Source organism: Tolypothrix campylonemoides VB511288_2, from assembly GCF_045999855.1.
GTDB classification, from domain to species: Bacteria; Cyanobacteriota; Cyanobacteriia; order Cyanobacteriales; family Nostocaceae; genus Scytonema; species Scytonema bouteillei_A.
Genome location: NZ_JBFPMW010000016.1, coordinates 165592 through 184534, shown reverse-complemented (window position 1 = coordinate 184534; position 18943 = coordinate 165592). Strand labels below are relative to the sequence as shown.

Sequence of the window (18943 nt, the reverse complement as noted above, 5' to 3'; positions counted from 1 at the left end):
GCTAATAGCTAATGGCTAATGGCTAATGGTAAGACCAGCGCTGATAGCGCAGCGTGGCACGCTCATTGCCATAGGCGGGTTTCCCGCGCCCTGGCTAGCCCTTACGGGCATAGCCCAAAGGCATCGCGGAGCGTGCGCTTTGCGCTTAGCGTCTCCGTAAGGAGATAGGGCTAATAGCTATTAACCATTAGCCATTAGCTATTAGCCATTAGCCATTAGCCATTAGCCATTAACTCTTCCCCTGATGTACCGTCTTTACCCATTTCAAACGCTTTGGTCGTACTGACATACGGGCAGTAGCAGTACTCATGACCACAAGCCAATGGAACATATACAACGTACCGCGTAGGGTCTCAAGCATGAGTAGAAGGGTTGTAGAAATTTTAAATTCCTTGTCCTTGCGTATGCGCCTTAAACCTACAAACATCCCTGTTATTGACATCGTGACTGTCAAGCCTGTAACGGGGCTTAAAATTGGTGGACGATGCCTTGCTATTGCCATCAATAAATCTGGTACTGCTGCTGTAGGTAATATGTACTGTAACAGCATATACATCAATAAATCCCAGGTTTTGCGTGTTCCCATACGGTTTCTGAGAATGAGATCCCAATAATCCAAATACCGTTGGTATCCACCTTCAGCCCAACGATTGCGCTGATGCCAAAGTGCGATCGCATTTGTGACACCCTCTTCTTCTACCGTTGGGTTGAAAACACATTCAATATCCCAGTCATCAAGATGCAAGCGAAACGTCAAATCTAAGTCATCGGTGATTGTTTCCTCATTCCAACCGCCACAACTCAGTAGGGCTTCTCGCCGAACAAATTGACCGTTTCCACGCAGTTCCCCGATACCACCTGTAGCAATTCTTTGCTGCTGCATGTGGGCATCAAGTGCCATTTCTGCTGCTTGACCTTTTGTCCAGAAATTCTCTGCAGCATTGGCAATAACTTTTCTTACCTGTACCGCACCTAAATTTTCTTTTTCAAATAAAGGTATGACGCGCAGTAGTAGGTCTGACGACACTTGGGCATCCGCGTCAAACACCGCCACTATTTCTCCTTTAGTCAGAGGTAAAACCTGATTTAAGGCACCCGATTTTCCTCCCCCCGCATCTGGTTCTCGCCGCAAAACCTTGAGTTGGTCGTACTCTTGGGCTAAAGTTGCCAGTACGTGGGGTGTTTTGTCCGTACTGTTATCGTCAATAATCCAGACTTCGTATCGTTCTTCTGGATATTCTAAACTACACAGGTTTTTGACTAATCGGTCTATAACCGCTTCTTCATTTTTAGCAGCCACTAAAACGGATACTACAGGCCAATCCCCTTGCATTTCTTCCAAACGTTTTTTGGGTCTAGCAAATACTGCTACTAGGGTATGAATGCCTAAGATTGTTGTTAATCCCAGAACAAACAAAGTACCCCAAGAAACTAAATGCAGGGCGATCGTACCGCTCCAGACTATCGTTAAAACTAGAGCAGCTTTGCGTCTGCGACCTCGAAACCGGGATGGATGAGACATAGAAGGCGATGTTTCATCCACTGACTCTTCTGATACTGATAGGTCAGCAAGCAAGGAGAAGTTTGAATAGCGCAAATCGCCGCTCAAATCTTCGGAGGAGTTAAGCGGATCGAGTTCGTTATAAGGATCGTTTTCGGGCCAGGAATTCGCTGGCATAGGTAACTTGGTTTCAGCAACAGTATTTATTTACACCCATCAAGAAGTTGGGAATCAGGTTACTCCAGAATGTGCAACCTCTACATACTTTGAGCTTACCTTGAGATTGGTGGTATTTTTCAACAGCTATGGGGTTTACACAATACCCTTAGAAGCCTGAGTGTTTCCCAGCTCCAATAAAAGCCAGTGCAGACCTATTGTACCCGACATTGTCATATTTCTTAGCAAAAAATGATGATTGGTAGTAGAAAGCGAGGAATGGGGGCAAAGCCTAATACTCAATCCCGGTTAGCAATCGCGTGGTTGTCACTCAGGTGATGACTGGTCACTGATTTTTGGGAATACTATTGTCAGCCGTTAATATATCTAGTTGTCAATTTAACATTAGGAATATTCAGAGTATGTCTATCGATCAACTCCAGCCCGCCACTCAGCAACAAGCAAGTGTTTACCTGCCTTACATTCAAGGTAATAACAAGCGGAATTACTTGCCTTTTGCAATTGGTCTTTACCAAAAGGGTGTTTTGGAAGGTCACCGCAAGATAGAAGGCAGTGACAATATTCCCTTTGTTGCGACTTGGAATGTTGCTACCTTGCCTTCAGACTTAACTCGCTGTCGAGTCCAGTTTGACGGTAATGCCGAACTCAGCTACGAAGTGATGATGGCAAGCTTTGAGTTTATTGTTTTTTTAATCGAGCTTTTAGAAAACTATAAACGCTACCGCACGACAGATTTTTCCCAAACCTTCTACCGGAAGTTGCTGCGTATAGAAGATTAAAAGCCCTTAACCTCCTAACCCCTATTTCAAGCAGTATCTCTGGGAATGTGCCAGAATGCAATAAAGGTACTTTTAAAACGTCACTTCTTTTTTCGAGGTTTTTAGCAAAGTGTTACTAATCAAAGATAGCAAAGTTAGACCTAAAATTAGGAAGACCTAGCTAAGTTGTGAAAAGCCATCAGCAATTAGCCATCTGCTTTTAGCAAAAATTAACCTGACTGCCATTTGCGTAGAGTTTCCGCTACTCGCATATGCAAGAGTGCTGAAAGCTAATTAACGTTTGAAACTAGGAGTGCATACGTGCCAAAGTCCACTAAATATTTGTTGATTGGATCTACAGAGGCTTACTGCGGTAAATCTGCAACAATTCTCGGTTTATCTTATCAACTACAGCAAAAAGGGCTTGATATTGCTTACGGTAAACCATTAGGGACCTGTTGGAACAAATCCTCAGACAGTTTACTTGAGGAAGATGTTCAGTTCATTAAAACCAGCCTTAATTTACCGGAAAACCGGATTGCGCCTACCATGCTGAGCTTAGATGAAATGACTGTGCAAAAGTGCCTGCAAGGGTTCGATAAAACAGATTATCAAAAATCTTTGGTGCAGCAATATTCACAGATGCAACTGGGTGATTTGGTGTTACTTGAAGGACCGGGAAATTTAGAAGAAGGAACTTTGTTTAATTTGTCTTTGCTACAAGTGGCAGACGCTGTAGATGCATCTGTCCTGTTAGTAGCTCGTTATAAGTCTCTACTTTCCGTCGAACCATTGATTTCCGCCAAGCAGCTGATTGGCGATCGCTTGATTGGTGTTGTCATTAACGATATACCCACAGACCAACTGTCAGTCGTTAACACGACCATGCGCTCTTTTTTGGAACAACAAGGTATTCCCGTTCTCGGTCTGTTGCCAAAAAGCGAATTATTACGCAGTGTGAGTGTCCGCGAACTGGCACACCAGTTAAACGCAGAAGTTTTGTGTCGTAGCGATCGCCTAGATTTAATGGTAGAAAGCCTTGCAATCGGCGCGATGAATGTCAATGCTGCCGTAAAGTATTTTAACATGCGCCGGAATATGGCAGTTGTTACAGGGGGCGATCGTGTGGAAATTCAACAAGCTGCTTTAGAGACTTCCACCCATTGCCTTATTCTCACCGGACAGCTACCACCTCCGGCCTTCATTCTCAACCGCGCTGAAGAATTAGAAATCCCAATTTTATCCGTCGATTTGGATACCCTTACCACTGTGGAAATTATTAATAGCGCCTTTGGTAATGTGCGCCTTCACGAGCCCATTAAAGTTCAGTGTATTCGCCATTTTATGGCAGAGCATTTTGACATCGGGCGTTTGCTTTCCCTGTTAGATTTCAATCCTGCAGCAGCACTGCAATAGGGTATTGATTGAGAATTAGGAATTTGGGACATGGGGGACATGGGGGACATGGGGGACATGGAAGAATTATCTCCCCGTCAGCCCATATCTCCATCCCCCTATTCCACTAGATATTCAACCGAAAACTCCCCTTGTCTGCTAAAATATCTTGGTCGTTTAATCTACTATTTGTTCATCTTTGAGCCAGTCAATAGACCTTATTAACGTCGATACATTAGCGCTAGAACTGGCGACAATCCAGCAAACAGGTTCAAAAAGAATCGCGTTGCTGGGATCTCGTCATGTGCCGATTACCCATCAGAATCTTATTGAGATGATGAGCTATGCCTTAGTTTTAACAGGCAATCGGATCATCACTTCTGGTGCTACTGGTACTAATTCAGCTGCTATTAAGGGAGCAATGCGGGCTGATCCTAATTTGCTAACGGTGATTCTACCTCAAAGCTTAGAACGCCAACCCTTAGAATCGCGTCAGCAACTAGAACAGGTGATGCATCTGGTTGAAAATCCTACCAACAATCATCTGTCTCTTGCAGAAGCAAGTTACTTATGTAACAAGGAGATTGTCTCCCGTTGTCAGCAACTCATCTGCTTTGCATTTCACGACAGTAGAACTCTGCTGCAAACTTGTAAGGAAGCAGAAGAACAAAGAAAACTGGTGACGCTATTCTACTTCGATTAGTCATGTGTCATTTGTCTTTTGTCCTTTGTGTTGGGCTAATGACCGATGACTCATGACTAACGCTTGATGACTCACGACCGATAACTAAATGACTATTTTTTTGTACTCTATTGCGGCGGCTGCCGTTCTGATTTACGTGCCATTTTTAGTGGTCAGTTATGGTCGCGTACAAGTTGGATATGACATATCTGCTCCTCGCGCTATGTTTGATAAACTACCACCCTACGCTCAACGAGCAACTTGGGCGCACCAAAACTCGTTTGAAGCATTTATGATATTCACGGCAGCAGCATTAATGGCATACGTAACGGGCGTAAATTCTCCCGTTGCAGCAGGAGCTGCAGTCACCTTTGTTGTAGCTAGATTGCTATACTCAGCTTTTTATATTTTGAATGTTCCCATTTTGCGATCGCTGATGTTTGCTATTGGCGCTCTTGGTTCTGCCACTCTCATTGCCCTCAGTATAATTGAAGTAACTCACAAATAATGGCTGGTTGTTAGTTGTTAGTTGTTGCTAGTTAATAATTTTTAACCACTAACTACTAACCACTAACCACTAACCATTAATTAATAACAATTTTAAAATTTCCTATGGCTTCTACCTTTTCCTTTGATATCGTTAGCGACTTTGACAGACAAGAGTTGGTCAATGCAGTCGATCAAACTGTGCGCGAGATTAAAGGTCGTTACGACCTTAAGGATACTCAAACAACTGTTGAATTAGGAGAAGACAGGATTACCGTTAATACTGATAGTGAGTTTACATTGGAAGCAGTACACGGCATATTGAGAGATAAAGCTGCTAAACGTAACCTCTCACAAAAAATCTTTGATTTTGGCAGAGTTGACTCTGCTAGTGGTAATCGCGTGCGTCAAGAAATTACCCTAAAAAAGGGTATCAGTCAGGAAAATGCCAAGCAAATTTCCAAGCTAATTCGGGATGAGTTCAAAAAAATACAAGCATCGATTCAAGGAGATGCTGTACGCGTTACGGCTAAAAGTAAAGATGATTTACAAGCTGTGATTCAAAGGTTGCGGCAAGAAGATTTCCCAGTTGCTCTGCAATTTACAAATTACCGATAAATTGGGTTTCGTTCCTCAACCCAACCCAATCAGATAAACCCAACACAATCATCTATTTGTTGGGTTTCGCTCCTACTAACCTCGCGCTCCGATGGTCTTTTGAAATGCCGGACGCTCAGAAATTTTTTTGATGTAATTTAAGACTGCTGGATAGGGGCTGAGATCTAGCTTTAACATGAAGGAGACATAGGATAGAATTGACCCTACGGCAACATCAGCAACAGTAAATTCATCACCTAGCAAGTAGGGTTGCCGTCCAAATATTTCATTAAGAGGAGTTAGCAGCCGGGGCGTTTCTTTTTCCCGGCTTGCTTCTGTAAAAATGCCTGTTGCTAATGTAGCGTTAGAAAATAATACCCATTGTGCGACTTGGGCATTTTCTTCTAGTGAAAGTGCAACTTTTCCATACTTCTGGGCAAGGTAAAGCAAAATTGCTCCCGATTCCCATAGTTGCAAGTCACCATCTACAATTGCAGGAACTTTTCCTATTGGGTTAATTGCTAAAAATTCCGGTTTGCGTTGTTCACCCGCTTGCAAATCAAGCTTCACGAACTCGTAGGGAACTTCAAGTTCCTCTAGATACCATTGAACAATGGATGCACGGCTCATTGCCCCGCCATATAGTTTTAGCATTTATCAGTTATCAGTTATCAGCTATCAGTTAACAGTAAATAATGATAACTGATAACTGTTAATTCCTTAAAGGACTTTATGGGTGTTGGGATGTTGTTTGATGTTATCTTCTTTAGTTACATTCCTTGTCACATTTAATACTCTTTTTCGTTCAATAGAATATTTGAAATCGGTATAGGTTGTACCTAAAGGAATCAGAGTTTTTGCTACTTCGCGACGCTTGTAGGTACGAGCAGCTGCTATTGCCCGTTCCATAAAATCATGACCGAATTGGGCAGATTCCGGAAATTCAGAGGGAATTTTGAGATGATCTCCGTCCATTAAGCTACCTAAAGTGGTAGCATAAGCAAGCTTATATGAGGTACTGGTACCTTTAAAGAGCGTTTCTAGGGAAGCAGAGGGAATTGGTTCTATAATATCGACTTGATTCACTTCTCCGTCTTCTTTTACAAAACAGGTTGCTAAACCGATGACAATATAGTCATCCGCCGTAAGGTCAGGTGCATTGGAATAGGAAATTACTGTTGTCATAACAAATTTTTTCAAAACTTTACAAAGTCTACAATAAGGTTGAATTCAAGCTTTTCAGGTGCAGAACTACCGAATTTTATGTGAAAGCCCGGAGTTCTGATTAATGAGTCCTTAGTAATTTCCGCAATCCTACTCATTCTTTATAAGTCAGACCTCTGTACTATCAAAGCACTTGCACTACAAGAAAGGAATTGGGAAACGGGGAACTGAGGACTGGGAATCGGGGACTGGGGACTGGGGATTGGTTAATTTCAACCTTTAAGCTCTAACCCTAATCCCTAAACTCTAACTCCTTTGGTCATTTTATCAAGTTGCAGCTCCCTCTACTTGAATAATCTAGGGGATTGATAACTGCTGTATCTGGAATTGAACTTGGGGATGAAGTATCCATTAATAGATTGAAGCATCAATTATGTAAGGTGCCTCAATTTGGTAAAGAACCCCAAGAGCCATATGGCTCCTCTAAGCATAAATTCTCACTTGTTAGGACAACTCAAGTCCGGCTTGGATGCTTGCGCCCAAGTACTTACAGACACCTTAACAAGTGACACAGGGGCAAAACCACAAGCACGGTGAAACCTATAAGTTGATCTCACACGAGCAAGCAGCTCAGGCAGGAAACTATGAACAGTCACTCATTTTTAGCTTCTGGTGACCAGCAAAATCACCTCCACCCATTTGCACTAAATAGAAATGCATCGCGAGAGCAAGAGGCTAACGGTAGAGACGAATCCTCTGTAGGAGATAGCTACTTGCGCTCTCGTGCTCTGACAATGGCTCAACAAGGACAGTACGTCGCAGCAATTGAGTTGTTGAATCAATTGATTGCTCGCCATCCCCTCAATGCTGTAGATTACAACAACAGAGGGCTGATTTATTATCAAAGCGGTGAAACGGAAAAAGCTCTTTGTGATTACAATACAGCTCTAGAACTCAATCCTAAATTGGTAAGCGCTTACAATAACCGAGCCAATTATTATGCTGCTACCGGAAAATTAGAAGCAGCACTCGAAGATTACGACCGGGCGTTGGATTTGAATCCGGGTCACGTGAGAGCATGGATTAACCGAGGTATTACTTTCCGAGACTTGGGGCAATATGAGGAAGCAATAGAAGATTTTGAGGCGGCTCTACTTTTTGGTGACTTAGAGGGACACATCATAGCAGAGAGAGGCAGAACATATCATCTCTGGGGCGATTGGAATTGTGCGATCGCTGATTACCGTCGTGCTTTAACTTACCTACCTTCTTATGGTTCCAAAAAAGGAGAACCGAGCTTCCGCTTGCGCTTGCAAGTTGAAAATTGGTTGGATGAGTTGTTGCACCCTCAGCAGTATTTAAGATGGTAATTCCCAACTGGCTGGACAAACAGAGGAGACACAAGGCAAACAGAAGCAAAGAAACGGCTTTTACGAGTGACACGAAGCAGTGTTTTGCCATGGACTGTGAGGATTTACCTTGGGTGGTTGAGCAATGAGAGTGACTTCACCATTCTTATCCACAACCCATCCTTGAGCTTCGACAATTTGACTGGGAGACAGGGAGACATTTTCACTTTTGAATTTTGAATTTTGAATTTTCAATTGATGCGTATTTCTTGGTTTTTGAGTAGAAAGTACATTTATCTCCGGGTTTGAAAGTGATACCCACCCCACCTGCACATTATCAGCTGCTAACATTTGGTAAGGGCTGGGTGCAATTCCTCCACGTCCTGTAATCACAAATTCACTCTGTTGTGTATCTGTATCATCCTGACAAGCTTGGGCTACTTGAGTATCCGTTGGTGGTGCTTGTGGTAGTTTGGTTAACCCGCGATTGGGATCGATGTCTGGAGTGTTAATTTCAACAACACCATCTATGCCAAATTCAGAACTGGCAGTAATATCACTATCAGGAGATAGCAAAATTCCCCGAGTATTGATGGTTATGTTACCTCCTCTCCCTTTAGCTGCATTAGCTGTAATGTAACTGTTCTCTAAAGAGACTAATATCTCCGAGTCAATATTGATATTGCCTCCATTCCCCTCAGCTTGAGCAGTTCCTGCAGTAGCAGTTATGCTGCTATTACGTAATAAAATACTTCTGGCTGTGAGTTTGATATTTCCACCTTCGCCTGAGGTTGTTTCTGTTGAAATAGTGCCTTGATTGTTAAGCTCGATAGAGCGAGCATTCACTTCAATTTTGCCTGCATTGGCAGTTTCATCGCCTCGCACACGAGCAAATAATCCGCTATTAGAGCCATCATTATCAACTGTCTCACCACCAAATTGTTCGCGTCGAGCACTGAAAGTGCCATCGCTTCCAGAGATATGGACGCTATCGGTGGCATTAACAGTTATGTTACCTGCACTGCCACTACTAAAACTACTAGTTAAAATTTGTCCGCCGTCTGTTAACTGAAGAGTGTTGGTGTTAACAGTGATATTACCGCCATTTTTGCCACTTCTCGTTCTAGCACTCAGAACTGCTCCATTAGATATGCGTAAGGTGCCAGTAGTTACAGTAACATCACCTCCCGAGTCGGTTGCGCCTTGCTCGGTGGAACTTATCAACCCACTGGAAAATCCTTTTGGAGAAAAACCAGAAAGATTTACGGATTCTGAAGCATTAACGCGAATATTTCCTGCTTTGCCATTTCCACGGGTGAGAGATTGAATTTCCGCTCCATCAGACAAAGAAAGAGTGCGCGAATAAATTTCAATATCACCTGCATTACCAACAGCGCCCTTTTCTACCGTGCTAAAGAGACCAGTACTACTGTCAAGTCTTGCGATCGCAACTTCAGTGGGTGCTGAAGAATCGTCTTCCATAAAGGAAAAAGGCACATCTGGAAATTCTTTGTTTGAATTAACAATCGAGATGAAGTCATCTACCCAAATATAGATATTTCCTGCATTTCCTTGTCCAAATGTACTGGCAACGACTTCAGTATTATTGCTGAGGCTTAAGGATCTTGCTTTGATGAGAATACTACCACTATTACCAACTGCTTCAGATTCCACTGCATTGGAGACGGAACTTCTAGACATCTCAGTATCACCTGTAGCATTAAGTACAATATCCCCCGCTTTGCTGCTGTTTGTCCCCAGCCCTTGCCCGATACCAGCATTGAGACGGCTATCTGATATTTTTAGGGAGTGAGCGTTGATGGCAATACTACCCCCATTGGATGCACGTACATCTATAGCCGAGAAATTGCTGAGAGATACATTAGCTAGGGCAACACTTTTTGGAAAACTTAAACTGAGCTGGTCGCCGCTCATGTTTAACCCCACCGTTCCTGCTTCTGCCAATCCTCCCAACTCCACTCTTCCACCAGGAGCGCTGAGAGAGCCACCATCGAGAATAATACTTCCAGCAACGAATAACAAACTCTTACCGTCTCCAACACGCAAACCAGTTGAATTTGATTCAGGTCTTTTTGGTAGTGGTACGATGGGTGGTGCAACGGGTGGCGGTGCAACGGGTTGTTCGGCTACAGGTGGTACTTCTCTCAGTACTTCTGGTGTTGTTACTGGAGAAAAATCTAATGGATCGGTTGATGAGAGTGGTGCAATTGCAGAAAATATTGTAATTAATTCAGGAGCGTCCTGAGAGGAAATGTCCTGAGAGGAAATGTCCTGAGAGGAAATTGTGACTGGGATCGGTCCGACGGAGCGATCGACAACTATTGGTTTAGGATTTATTTGATTGAATAGAAAGGCTGATGGATTGATGGTCAGTAACGGGGGAGTATTGGGATTTGAAGCACTGAAAAAACCGCGATCGCCAAACTCAATGGCATTAGCTGTTGTTGCAACAAATGAACCTCTCACATCTAAGCTGGCATTTTTCCCAAAAATAATTCCGTTAGGGTTCATCAAAAACAAATTGGCATTACCCTCAACACCAAGCTTCCCAAAAATTTTGGAAGGGTCAATTCCCGTAACTCGGCTCAAAATGTTCTCAATACCGGATGGGTTGGCGAAGTAGACTTGTTGTCCTTCACCAACATGAAATTGTGAAAAGCTGTGAAATAGGTTAACTCCGCGAGTTGCTCCACCCTCAATTTTATAGGTTTGGGAGTCTATTTCCGTAACTGTAGAACTTTCAGTACCTAAGGTGTTGTCTGGCACTAGCTTGAGTTCTTGAGCAATAGCATAATTTGTACCGAATGAGTACGTACACAAGCCTAGTGTCCCCACTTTTGTAAAAAGGCTCAAAAACAGGTTATGCTTACTTTTTTTGGACATTCCGTTTGTCAAAGAAACAGCAGTGACCGAATAACAATTTTGCTACACGTTAATTAATTACTGGTAATTAAAATGACTTTTTGCAAACTCCCTTAATAGGTTGCATATATTTTCAGGCAAATCCGCTATTTTTTCACAAAACTTAAAGATAAGACTATTTTGGATTTGAAATTTAAGATTTTGGTATGAAAAAGTCTGACTTAAACTTATTTTTTGAGTAAAAATTTTTAGAAAAACAAAAGACTTTTTATGACATTTTCTAACCGTCAAAGTCTAATGAATAAATTAAAGTAAAAACATCACGAGATTCAACCTCAAGCTTTCGCACTCAGAGTTTTCTCTGGGTGCTTTTAGTTTTTTATCAAGGTCTGAGGATTCTCTTGAGGGTTTTGCTGCAAAATTGCAAGCAGTTCCTACGCCTTAGGCTTTAAACCTAATTAATATTTTATAATTGCTCTCTATCACCCGATCGGGTGACCCAATTGGATGAAGTCTGGCAATCTCTCTTCACTATATTCTTATTTTGTAACGAAAGACGAACGAATAACAAGGAATTCGGACTGCAAATCTTAAGTATCATCTTTGTTTCTGAATTAGTCGTCCCGGATTTCCCTAATCTTTGCGAGGTTCTCATGAGCGAGCAAGAAAAAGCCAATATTCACTCAGCGTATCAAATGGCAGCAGAAATGACCTATCTTGTAGCGGTTGGTTTGAGCAAGGCAAAAGAAAAATCAGAAGCCAGAAAAATGCATCGCGACAGGAAAAATAGGAAACCGTTTTCTAATTAAACAATTGCCCAATTCAACAGAAAAATTCTCTAGAATCTATTGATAGCATAAATAAAATAGAGAGACGTTATATATAACGTCTCTCTATTTTATGGACTGTATCTACCGCACAACATATCGAGTTGCTTCAGCATCAATTGGTTTGATGAAGTACAACTGCACTACTTGCCAAGCATTGGAGATGTAGTAGGGTAGCTTCTGGAAGAATTGCAGGAATTTTGGAGTATTGGAGTTCGCGATCGCAGTCAACTTCTCGTTGTTCTTGACACAAACTTCCAAACGCTCGTAGAACTCCGGACGCTCAATATCTAGCATAACGGGGAAGACTCGCCCTGCTGTTTCATTGGTTTTTTCAATGACGTACTTATCATATTCCCGTGCATCTAAACCAATTGAGGCATAAAAGTCTTTGCGTTGCACGTCATTGAGATACATAGTGGCAAAGACTGACAGCAGGAAGAACCGACACCACAACCGTGCTTTCCAATCGTTCAGCATTTGTGGCTGAGATTTCATAATGGCATCAAAGAAATCACCGTGGCGATTTTCATCCTGACACCAGTTCTCGAACCAACGGAAAATTGGATAAATCCGGTCTTCTGGGTGTGCTTCTAAGTGGCGGTAAATAGTGATATACCGCCAATAACCAATCTTTTCTGAAAGATAGGTTGCGTAGAAGATAAATTTTGGTTTAAAGAAAGTGTACTTGCGGCTCTTTGTTAAAAACCCTAAATCTAGCGACAGATTAAAATCTGAGAGTGCTTTGTTAAGGAACCCAGCGTGACGTGCTTCATCCCGAGACATGAGATTAAAGCACTCTGCTAGAACGGGGCTTTTATCCTTTAAACGACGACCGAGTTCTTTGTACAACAAAAATCCGGAAAATTCTGCCGTACAGGAACGTTCCAAAAATTCAACGAACAACCGACGAGTTTCCCCATCAATACGATCCCAGGATTGTTCAAACTCGGAATCCCGAACAAAGTGATGGCGGTTGTAGTCCGCACGAAACTCTTCTAGGATGGCTTGCAACTCATCTTCGTTGACGGAAATGTCCATCCGTGCCATCTCATCGAAGTCAGTTGTGTAGAATCGGGGTGTCAGCAGGGTTTCCTTCGCTGGGACTTTAATCCCTGGCCGTATTTCTTCAAAGCCTGGTTTTTTTAGGGAATCTACCATGTCCTGATTGCCATGAATGTCTTATTATTCCGTGGTTTCCGTCAAAGCCATAAGCAATGCGCTCGCGAACATTGACAGAAGACAGTATTTTATTTGTATAGTTCAGTCTACCAAGGCTAGGGGTAATAACAGACGCCTAAAACGTTAAGACTTGCAACAATACTTCAACTAACGATCCTAGTGGGTGAAGTGCAATTGCATTTTTCCGAACTATCCTAGAGATATAAAATCCTATTTAAGAGCCGCACAAGGGGGACAGGGGAGACAAGGAACAGGTGTTTGTAAATCATTTAGGACTGATGAACAAATCGTGTTTGTGTTGTTTATGGGAATGTTATTAGAATTATGAATCTTTATAATGAACTGTAAAGTTGCACGGAGAAAAAGAGGTCTGTAAAAATTGAACTAAATTTCTCTATATAAAATGTCACACTTATGAAATTTCTCTTACTGATTTTTTGAATGCATGATTTTTGAATCGCTACCTACCATGGTTTGAAACAAAACAGTATGGGAAAGCCGTCTGGAAAAACAAGCACGAATCTGAGGGGTTGGCACGGGATGAATGCGGAAACTAATAACACAAACAAAGAACATCAAGATCGTCTTCTTGTCTCTTACATCTTAAATGTAATTGGATTTTTTGGTCTGCTTAGTGGGTTGCACCGTTTATACAACGGCAAGGTCGGAACAGGTATGTTATGGATGTGTACTTTTGGTTTGCTGGGGGTCGGACAAGTTGTTGATTTGTTTCTCATCCCTAACATGGTTAACGAGCACGAAATGAAACTCAGGCTAAAAGCAGGGGTGTCTCCCTTTGGCGTACCTTTAAATCAACCGCCTGCAACAACTCAAGTTTACAAATCGCCTCAAGAAAAACTGATGATACAACTGCTGAAAGTGGCGGAAAAAAGAAATGGCAGACTCACTGTGACTCAAGGAGTCATGGAAACGGGGGCTGGCTTTACGGAAGTGGAAGCAACGCTCAAGGAAATGCTGAAATCTGGTTATGTAGCAGTAGATAACGACCCCATTACAGGAGCTGTTACCTACCACTTTCACGAGCTTGGCTAGTTTCTTCCCAACCACTTTTGACCGTTCAAACGCTGCACAATACCAAACACTAAAAGATCGAGTGTGATTTTGCGCTCGTCTATAAGAAAAGATTCAAGAGTACTGGGCTTTTTCCCTTCATGACAGGAAAAAGCTTTTTTCCCTTGAATGTCTTCTTCAGGAAAATATAGGTTAAACTGGCGCAGCCCGTTTTGCCAACTACCTGCTATTTGCCAACAGTCTTCAGCTTTTTCATAGCCAATGATGGGAAGCTTCTGTTTGGCAAAAGATAATTGTAAATCTTGTACCCCTTCTTTTGCGATCGCTTTTTGTAAAGCCGGCAAGTAGTCTTGCTGTATAAACTCTACAAAGGGCTTATCTTCAACACCAGGTGCTTTCTCTTTTTTTGCCCCAGCCTTAGCAGCTGCGGCAGGTTTTTCCTCAGCATCCCCTGCAGCTTTATCCGCTGGCTTTTCCCGTTTGGGTGGCGCAGTTTTGGATTTTGCCGCATTGGGATTAGTTTCTGGGTTTGCCGTTTTGGGGTCTGGAGCGTTGGCAGTTGGAATGCTGGTCGCTTCAGGTGAATCAGTGCTGGGAGCGTTTTCTTCAGCGACACTGGGGGCTTGCTTATCGACAGTGCTGGGAGCAACTTCTCCTGCTTGATTGTGATTGGTTTCTTCTGCCATTGCTTGGAGTCAATCCTTCCGACTTGACTGTATCACTTTCATTTTGACATAGGTCTATGAGTTATCAACGCGCTAATTGCTAATGGCTAATGGTAAGTCCAGTCCTGTAGGCGGGTTTCCCGCGCCCTGGGAACTGGCGAACCCGTTCGCGTTCGCGAAGCGTGTGCCTTGCACATAGCGTCTCCGTAAAGAGATAGGGCTAATGGCTAATGGCTAATTGCTAATTGCTACTCCCTACCCCCTGAATAATTCTGCTAAGACTACATTAGAGAATAAAAAACCTTCTGGGTCGGTGAGTCGCAACCTTCCACCGACAACTTCTACCCAACCTTTCTCATAATAAGTTGCACAACGCTGCTCTATCTCTTTTACCTTGTCTTTGCCGAAACGTTCTGCCAAAGCAGCTAAGCTGACTCCTTCTGCCAACCTCAACCCTAACATTAAAGTTTCTAATAAAATTTCATCTGGTGGTGTCACATCACAATCTACAATCGCTCCATTTTGCACCCACCCATAATATTCCTTGGTGGTACGAGGGCGGTTGAAGCGTTTTCCACCAATATAACTTGCTGCACCCATCCCAAAGCCATAATAAGGGCGGTTCTCCCAGTAAACTCGATTGTGGCGGCATTGATGTCCCGGTCGGGCGTAGTTAGAAATTTCATAATGTTCGTAACCTGAATTTTTTAAAAATTTCTGTGCTATGCGATACATTTCCACTGTTGTTTCATCTGTTGGTAAAGGTCGATCCCCAGGTTTGTAATACCGCCCAAAAGGAGTTTGTGGCTCAATTGTCAAGTCATAAATAGATATATGCGTGGGTGATAGGGCGATCGCTTTTTCTAAAGATTCTTCCCACCTATCTAAAGTTTGATGCGGCAATCCCGATATTAAATCTATGCTGAATTCGGGAACCGCGACTAGTCGGATTAAATCCACGGCTGCGAAAATGTCTGAGACGGCGTGCGATCGCCCACTCGCTTTCAATAAATCATCCTGAAAAGCTTGCACGCCCAAACTGATCCGGTTTGTGCCTGCTGCACGGTAGCCTTGTATATGGGCTAAGTCAAAAGTGCCTGGGTCCATTTCCATGGAAATTTCTGCATCAGGCGATATACCAAACTGTTTATCTAACGCCGTCAATATTGTTTCTAACTGTTCTATAGAGAGAAGGGAGGGAGTACCGCCACCAAAAAAAATTGTTTGCAATGGTTGACAGAAAGTAGGTGTGATGGTGATTTCATGACACAAAGCGCTAACGTACTGAGAAATAGTGCCCGATGTTTCACCCCGCAAGCGATCTCCGACCACTGATACGGGAAAATCGCAGTAGAAGCATCGCCGCCTGCAGAAGGGAATGTGAACATAAGCAGAGGAAGGAGAGCCGATCGCGTTGACTGGATAATCCATTTTAATAAAGATTTAAATTATTAATCGAAGGGTTACAAATAATGAAAATTACTCTGTTTTTTGGATTTTTTTATCGTTTTACAACAAAAAGATGAAAAAGATAAAGCATAAAACTCTTTGGTTATAATGAGTGCATATCTTGTCAGACAAAACTCTTAGAAAGTATGAAGGATGAGGGATAAAGGATGAAAAAATTTTATACACATTCTAGAAGGGGGACAATCTCCTGGATAAATTCATAAAGGGATTTCACTTTATACGTCATACTTCACACTTTATGCTTATGTCTAAATCTATCTTACCGAGGAAATAAAAAATACCTTATTTGCTCGGTTAACACAGTTCCAGGAAAACAACACAATCATGGTTGATGCAATTATTATTTTCTCATTTGTCCTGGCAGCAACGGGCATAGGTTACTACAGTATAGACCTCTTCCCAAGAGGAGTTCTGGCTAATGTTAGCAACCAAGAAGCTTTACGCTTAGTCTTTGCTGCTTTCACTGCTATCATTGGCGGTGCAGTAGGATTAAGGTTCCAGACAGGATACCGACGCTTGGAAACACAAGTCCGGGAATTACCATTTGATGTAATTCTAACTCGTGCCATTGGCTTGGTTGTCGGGCTTCTGATAGCTAACTTGATGCTTGCTCCGTTGTTTTTACTACCAATTCCAGCGGATTTTAGCTTTATTAAACCTTTGGTCGCTGTTGTAGGTAGTATAGTTCTGTCATATACGGGCATGAATTTAGCGGACTCCCACGGACGGGGGCTGTTGCGCCTAATCAGTCCCAATACCGTAGAGACAATGATTGCGGAAGGGACTTTGAAACCAGCCAGTACTAAAGTTTTAGATACTAGCTGTATTATAGACGGTCGTATTGAATCACTGCTGGAAACTGGGTTTTTAGAAGGACAGTTGCTCGTACCCCAGTTTGTCCTGCAAGAATTGCAGCAAGTCGCTGATGCGAGTAAAGACCAAAAGCGAGTCAGGGGAAGACGGGGACTGGAAATTCTTAACAGAATCAAAGGGACTTACCCAGAGCGCATCGTAATTAACCTCACTGATTATGAAGACATTACAACTGTTGATGCGAAGTTAGTTCGATTTGCTCAAGAAATTAACGGTACGTTACTGACTAATGATTACAACTTATCAAAAGTGGCTAGCGTACAGAAAGTTCCGGTACTCAATGTGAATGACTTAGTGAACGCAGTTCGTCCCACTTACTTACCTGGTGATAATATTGACATTAAGGTACTTAAAGAAGGGAAAGAACCAAGCCAAGGCATTGGCTATCTTGATGATGGCACAATGGTTGTGGTTGAAGAAGGAAGCGGTTATGTAGGAGGCGAAATCCGGGTAGTTGTCACAAGTGCTTTGCAAACTTCTGCAGGAAGGATGATTTTTGCCAAACCACAAGCTTCTGCGATCGCATGACATCAAGATGACAAGAATTAGAGTTAAACTTTGCAGCCGATGTGGATTAACCGCATCGGTTCTTTATCGGGTGAAATATGAAGAGGATGGACAATGGGTTTTTGTTTGTTCTCATTGTTGGGAAAAAGTAAGTCAAGATAACCCATTTTACGTCTATGGAGGAACGTGGAAAGCAAAGAAGAAAAATTGAACCAAATATTTTTGGTTTCAGTCTTTATCTAAATTATGAAAAAAACAATTGGTGTTATAGCTAGAGAGTACCATGGAAATACTGCTCTTTTTGGAGCAAGAACCCCTTTCTTGCAAGAGATGGCAATAGAAGCTCAGAATCTTGCAATCGAATTGGTAGTATTTTCTCCCTTGGCTTGGCAGCCAGGAAGATTGGAAATTAACGGGTATCGCTTTTGTGACGGTGCTTGGGTTGCTAACAGACAAATTATCCCCAATCTTCTCTATTATAGATTTATTTCTCAGGCTAATGAGAAAAAATTTATTGGTGATTTTCAATACTTTTTAAGACAAAATAATTTTAATTTATTAATTCCTTTCGAGCTAGTTTTTTTACTACAAGATAAATTTAAATTTTATAATTTTTTACTGGAAAACAATATTCCTACAATTCAATCTGTTCTTATCAAAGATGCTTCTGAAGAAGTGGTAGACAGTTTTTTAACATACAGTAACTGTATATACATAAAGCCTATTAAGGGTCATGGAGGAAAGGATATTGCTATTGTTAAGCAGAGCCAAGACAATCAAGAATCATTATATTTAATGACCGAAAGTTGTAGGGTGATTCAAAGAAAACACTTATTAGAAACGCTGAAAACACAATTCAATTCAACCTCTTGTTTGCTCCAGCCAAAAGCAAAGGTGGTTGAGTTAGAGAATTCTCATTTTGATGTCAGAGTAATTGTTCAAAACTCTGGCAATGCAAATTATCAAGTAACAGGTATGGGGGTAAGAATTGGTAGCAAAAATTCTTGGATTACAAATATAAATGGTGATGGCAAAGCCCTGTCGATTTACGAATTGAGGGAATTTTATCAAAAATATTACGGTAAGAGTATTGATTCAGAAATTGTTAGGATAACAGATATGTGTTTGGAATGCTCCTACAAACTTCATGCAAAATTTGGTAATTTTGCTGAAGTTGGTTTTGATATTTTATTGACTTTGGATCGAGGACCTCTTGTTTTAGAAGCTAATTCTCAACCCGGACGGAAAATATTTAAGGCGATCGCTAGTTTGTATGAAGAAAATTCTGCCGAATTTCTCAGGTATAAAGAGCTTAGACGCACAAGTGTTAGACTTCCTCTAATTTTTGCCCTAAATAATAGCTAGCACGTTGGTTTTGCTTTGTAGTAACGTTAT

At 42.0% G+C, this 18943-nt stretch carries 19 protein-coding genes; 12 read left to right on the top strand and 7 right to left on the bottom strand.

Annotated features, from left to right (window positions below; translation table 11 throughout):
• Positions 1–229: 229 nt before the first annotated feature.
• A complete protein-coding gene (locus AB0756_RS34845; protein ID WP_038081572.1) occupies positions 230–1678 on the bottom strand; it encodes a glycosyltransferase in 1449 nt (482 codons plus the stop codon).
• Between the two features lie 401 nt (positions 1679–2079).
• On the opposite strand from AB0756_RS34845, the gene ebsA reads away from it, so the two are divergent.
• The 5 genes from ebsA (at position 2080) to AB0756_RS34820 (ending at position 5617) form a co-directional block, all read left to right on the top strand.
• On the top strand, positions 2080–2457 hold the full coding sequence (gene ebsA / locus AB0756_RS34840; protein WP_038081573.1) for a type IV pilus biogenesis protein EbsA: 378 nt from the start codon (positions 2080–2082) through the stop codon (positions 2455–2457).
• Positions 2458–2757: 300 nt separating this feature from the next.
• Complete coding sequence (locus AB0756_RS34835; RefSeq protein ID WP_038081574.1) at positions 2758–3852, top strand: phosphotransacetylase family protein; 1095 nt, start codon at positions 2758–2760, stop codon at positions 3850–3852.
• Positions 3853–4030: 178 nt separating this feature from the next.
• Positions 4031–4534 carry a hypothetical protein gene (locus AB0756_RS34830; RefSeq protein ID WP_038081576.1) on the top strand — a complete coding sequence of 168 codons (504 nt, stop codon included), beginning with the start codon at positions 4031–4033 and terminating at the stop codon, positions 4532–4534.
• Positions 4535–4622: 88 nt separating this feature from the next.
• Positions 4623–5021 carry an MAPEG family protein gene (locus AB0756_RS34825; protein ID WP_038081578.1) on the top strand — a complete coding sequence of 133 codons (399 nt, stop codon included), beginning with the start codon at positions 4623–4625 and terminating at the stop codon, positions 5019–5021.
• A 104-nt stretch (positions 5022–5125) separates the two neighbouring features.
• Positions 5126–5617, top strand: coding sequence for a YajQ family cyclic di-GMP-binding protein (locus AB0756_RS34820; protein ID WP_038081580.1), 492 nt, complete (start codon positions 5126–5128; stop codon positions 5615–5617).
• A gap of 75 nt (positions 5618–5692) precedes the next feature.
• Here the strand turns inward: AB0756_RS34820 and AB0756_RS34815 are convergent, their stop codons facing one another.
• Both AB0756_RS34815 and AB0756_RS34810 read right to left on the bottom strand, forming a co-directional pair.
• Positions 5693–6250 (bottom strand): glutathione S-transferase family protein, encoded by a 558-nt coding sequence (locus tag AB0756_RS34815; RefSeq protein WP_038081582.1) that lies wholly within the window; start codon positions 6248–6250, stop codon positions 5693–5695.
• Positions 6251–6316: 66 nt separating this feature from the next.
• Positions 6317–6781 carry a hypothetical protein gene (locus AB0756_RS34810; protein ID WP_038081584.1) on the bottom strand — a complete coding sequence of 155 codons (465 nt, stop codon included), beginning with the start codon at positions 6779–6781 and terminating at the stop codon, positions 6317–6319.
• Positions 6782–7234: 453 nt separating this feature from the next.
• Between AB0756_RS34810 and AB0756_RS34805 the strand changes: the two genes are divergently transcribed.
• The gene (locus AB0756_RS34805) at positions 7235–7357 is read left to right on the top strand and encodes a hypothetical protein (protein WP_272900254.1); all 123 of its coding nucleotides are present in this window, start codon (positions 7235–7237) and stop codon (positions 7355–7357) included.
• A 47-nt stretch (positions 7358–7404) separates the two neighbouring features.
• Positions 7405–8130, top strand: a complete 726-nt coding sequence (locus AB0756_RS34800) for a tetratricopeptide repeat protein (protein ID WP_038081586.1) — start codon at positions 7405–7407, stop codon at positions 8128–8130.
• 60 nt (positions 8131–8190) lie between these two features.
• Here AB0756_RS34800 and AB0756_RS34795 read toward each other — a convergent pair whose 3' ends face one another.
• On the bottom strand, positions 8191–11013 hold the full coding sequence (locus AB0756_RS34795) for a beta strand repeat-containing protein (protein WP_038081588.1): 2823 nt from the start codon (positions 11011–11013) through the stop codon (positions 8191–8193).
• Between the two features lie 632 nt (positions 11014–11645).
• Here AB0756_RS34795 and AB0756_RS34790 point away from each other — a divergent pair.
• Complete coding sequence (locus AB0756_RS34790; RefSeq protein WP_167844846.1) at positions 11646–11801, top strand: hypothetical protein; 156 nt, start codon at positions 11646–11648, stop codon at positions 11799–11801.
• A 102-nt stretch (positions 11802–11903) separates the two neighbouring features.
• Here the strand turns inward: AB0756_RS34790 and acsF are convergent, their stop codons facing one another.
• Positions 11904–12980 carry a magnesium-protoporphyrin IX monomethyl ester (oxidative) cyclase gene (gene acsF, locus AB0756_RS34785; RefSeq protein ID WP_038081589.1) on the bottom strand — a complete coding sequence of 359 codons (1077 nt, stop codon included), beginning with the start codon at positions 12978–12980 and terminating at the stop codon, positions 11904–11906.
• Positions 12981–13541: 561 nt separating this feature from the next.
• Here acsF and AB0756_RS34780 point away from each other — a divergent pair.
• On the top strand, positions 13542–14054 hold the full coding sequence (locus AB0756_RS34780; protein ID WP_038081599.1) for a TM2 domain-containing protein: 513 nt from the start codon (positions 13542–13544) through the stop codon (positions 14052–14054).
• Here AB0756_RS34780 and AB0756_RS34775 read toward each other — a convergent pair.
• Together AB0756_RS34775 and hemW are read right to left on the bottom strand one after the other, a co-directional pair.
• Positions 14051–14719 (bottom strand): DUF2996 domain-containing protein, encoded by a 669-nt coding sequence (locus AB0756_RS34775; protein WP_038081590.1) that lies wholly within the window; start codon positions 14717–14719, stop codon positions 14051–14053. The two genes, AB0756_RS34780 and AB0756_RS34775, sit on opposite strands and share 4 nt — an antisense overlap.
• A 234-nt stretch (positions 14720–14953) precedes the next feature.
• Entirely contained in the window at positions 14954–16129 is a 1176-nt protein-coding gene (hemW, locus tag AB0756_RS34770; protein WP_038083211.1) for a radical SAM family heme chaperone HemW, read from the bottom strand.
• 363 nt (positions 16130–16492) lie between these two features.
• Here hemW and AB0756_RS34765 point away from each other — a divergent pair, with 363 nt between their 5' ends.
• From AB0756_RS34765 to AB0756_RS34755, 3 genes are read left to right on the top strand one after another with little or no spacing between them, the layout of a single operon-like run.
• On the top strand, positions 16493–17569 hold the full coding sequence (locus AB0756_RS34765; RefSeq protein ID WP_038083214.1) for a PIN/TRAM domain-containing protein: 1077 nt from the start codon (positions 16493–16495) through the stop codon (positions 17567–17569).
• Positions 17538–17759: a hypothetical protein gene (locus AB0756_RS34760; protein ID WP_237266053.1), complete on the top strand. Its 222-nt coding sequence runs from the start codon at positions 17538–17540 to the stop codon at positions 17757–17759. Before AB0756_RS34765 ends, AB0756_RS34760 begins: the two co-directional genes overlap by 32 nt.
• A 35-nt stretch (positions 17760–17794) precedes the next feature.
• On the top strand, positions 17795–18913 hold the full coding sequence (locus tag AB0756_RS34755) for a YheC/YheD family protein (RefSeq protein ID WP_038083217.1): 1119 nt from the start codon (positions 17795–17797) through the stop codon (positions 18911–18913).
• Positions 18914–18943 lie beyond the last annotated feature (30 nt).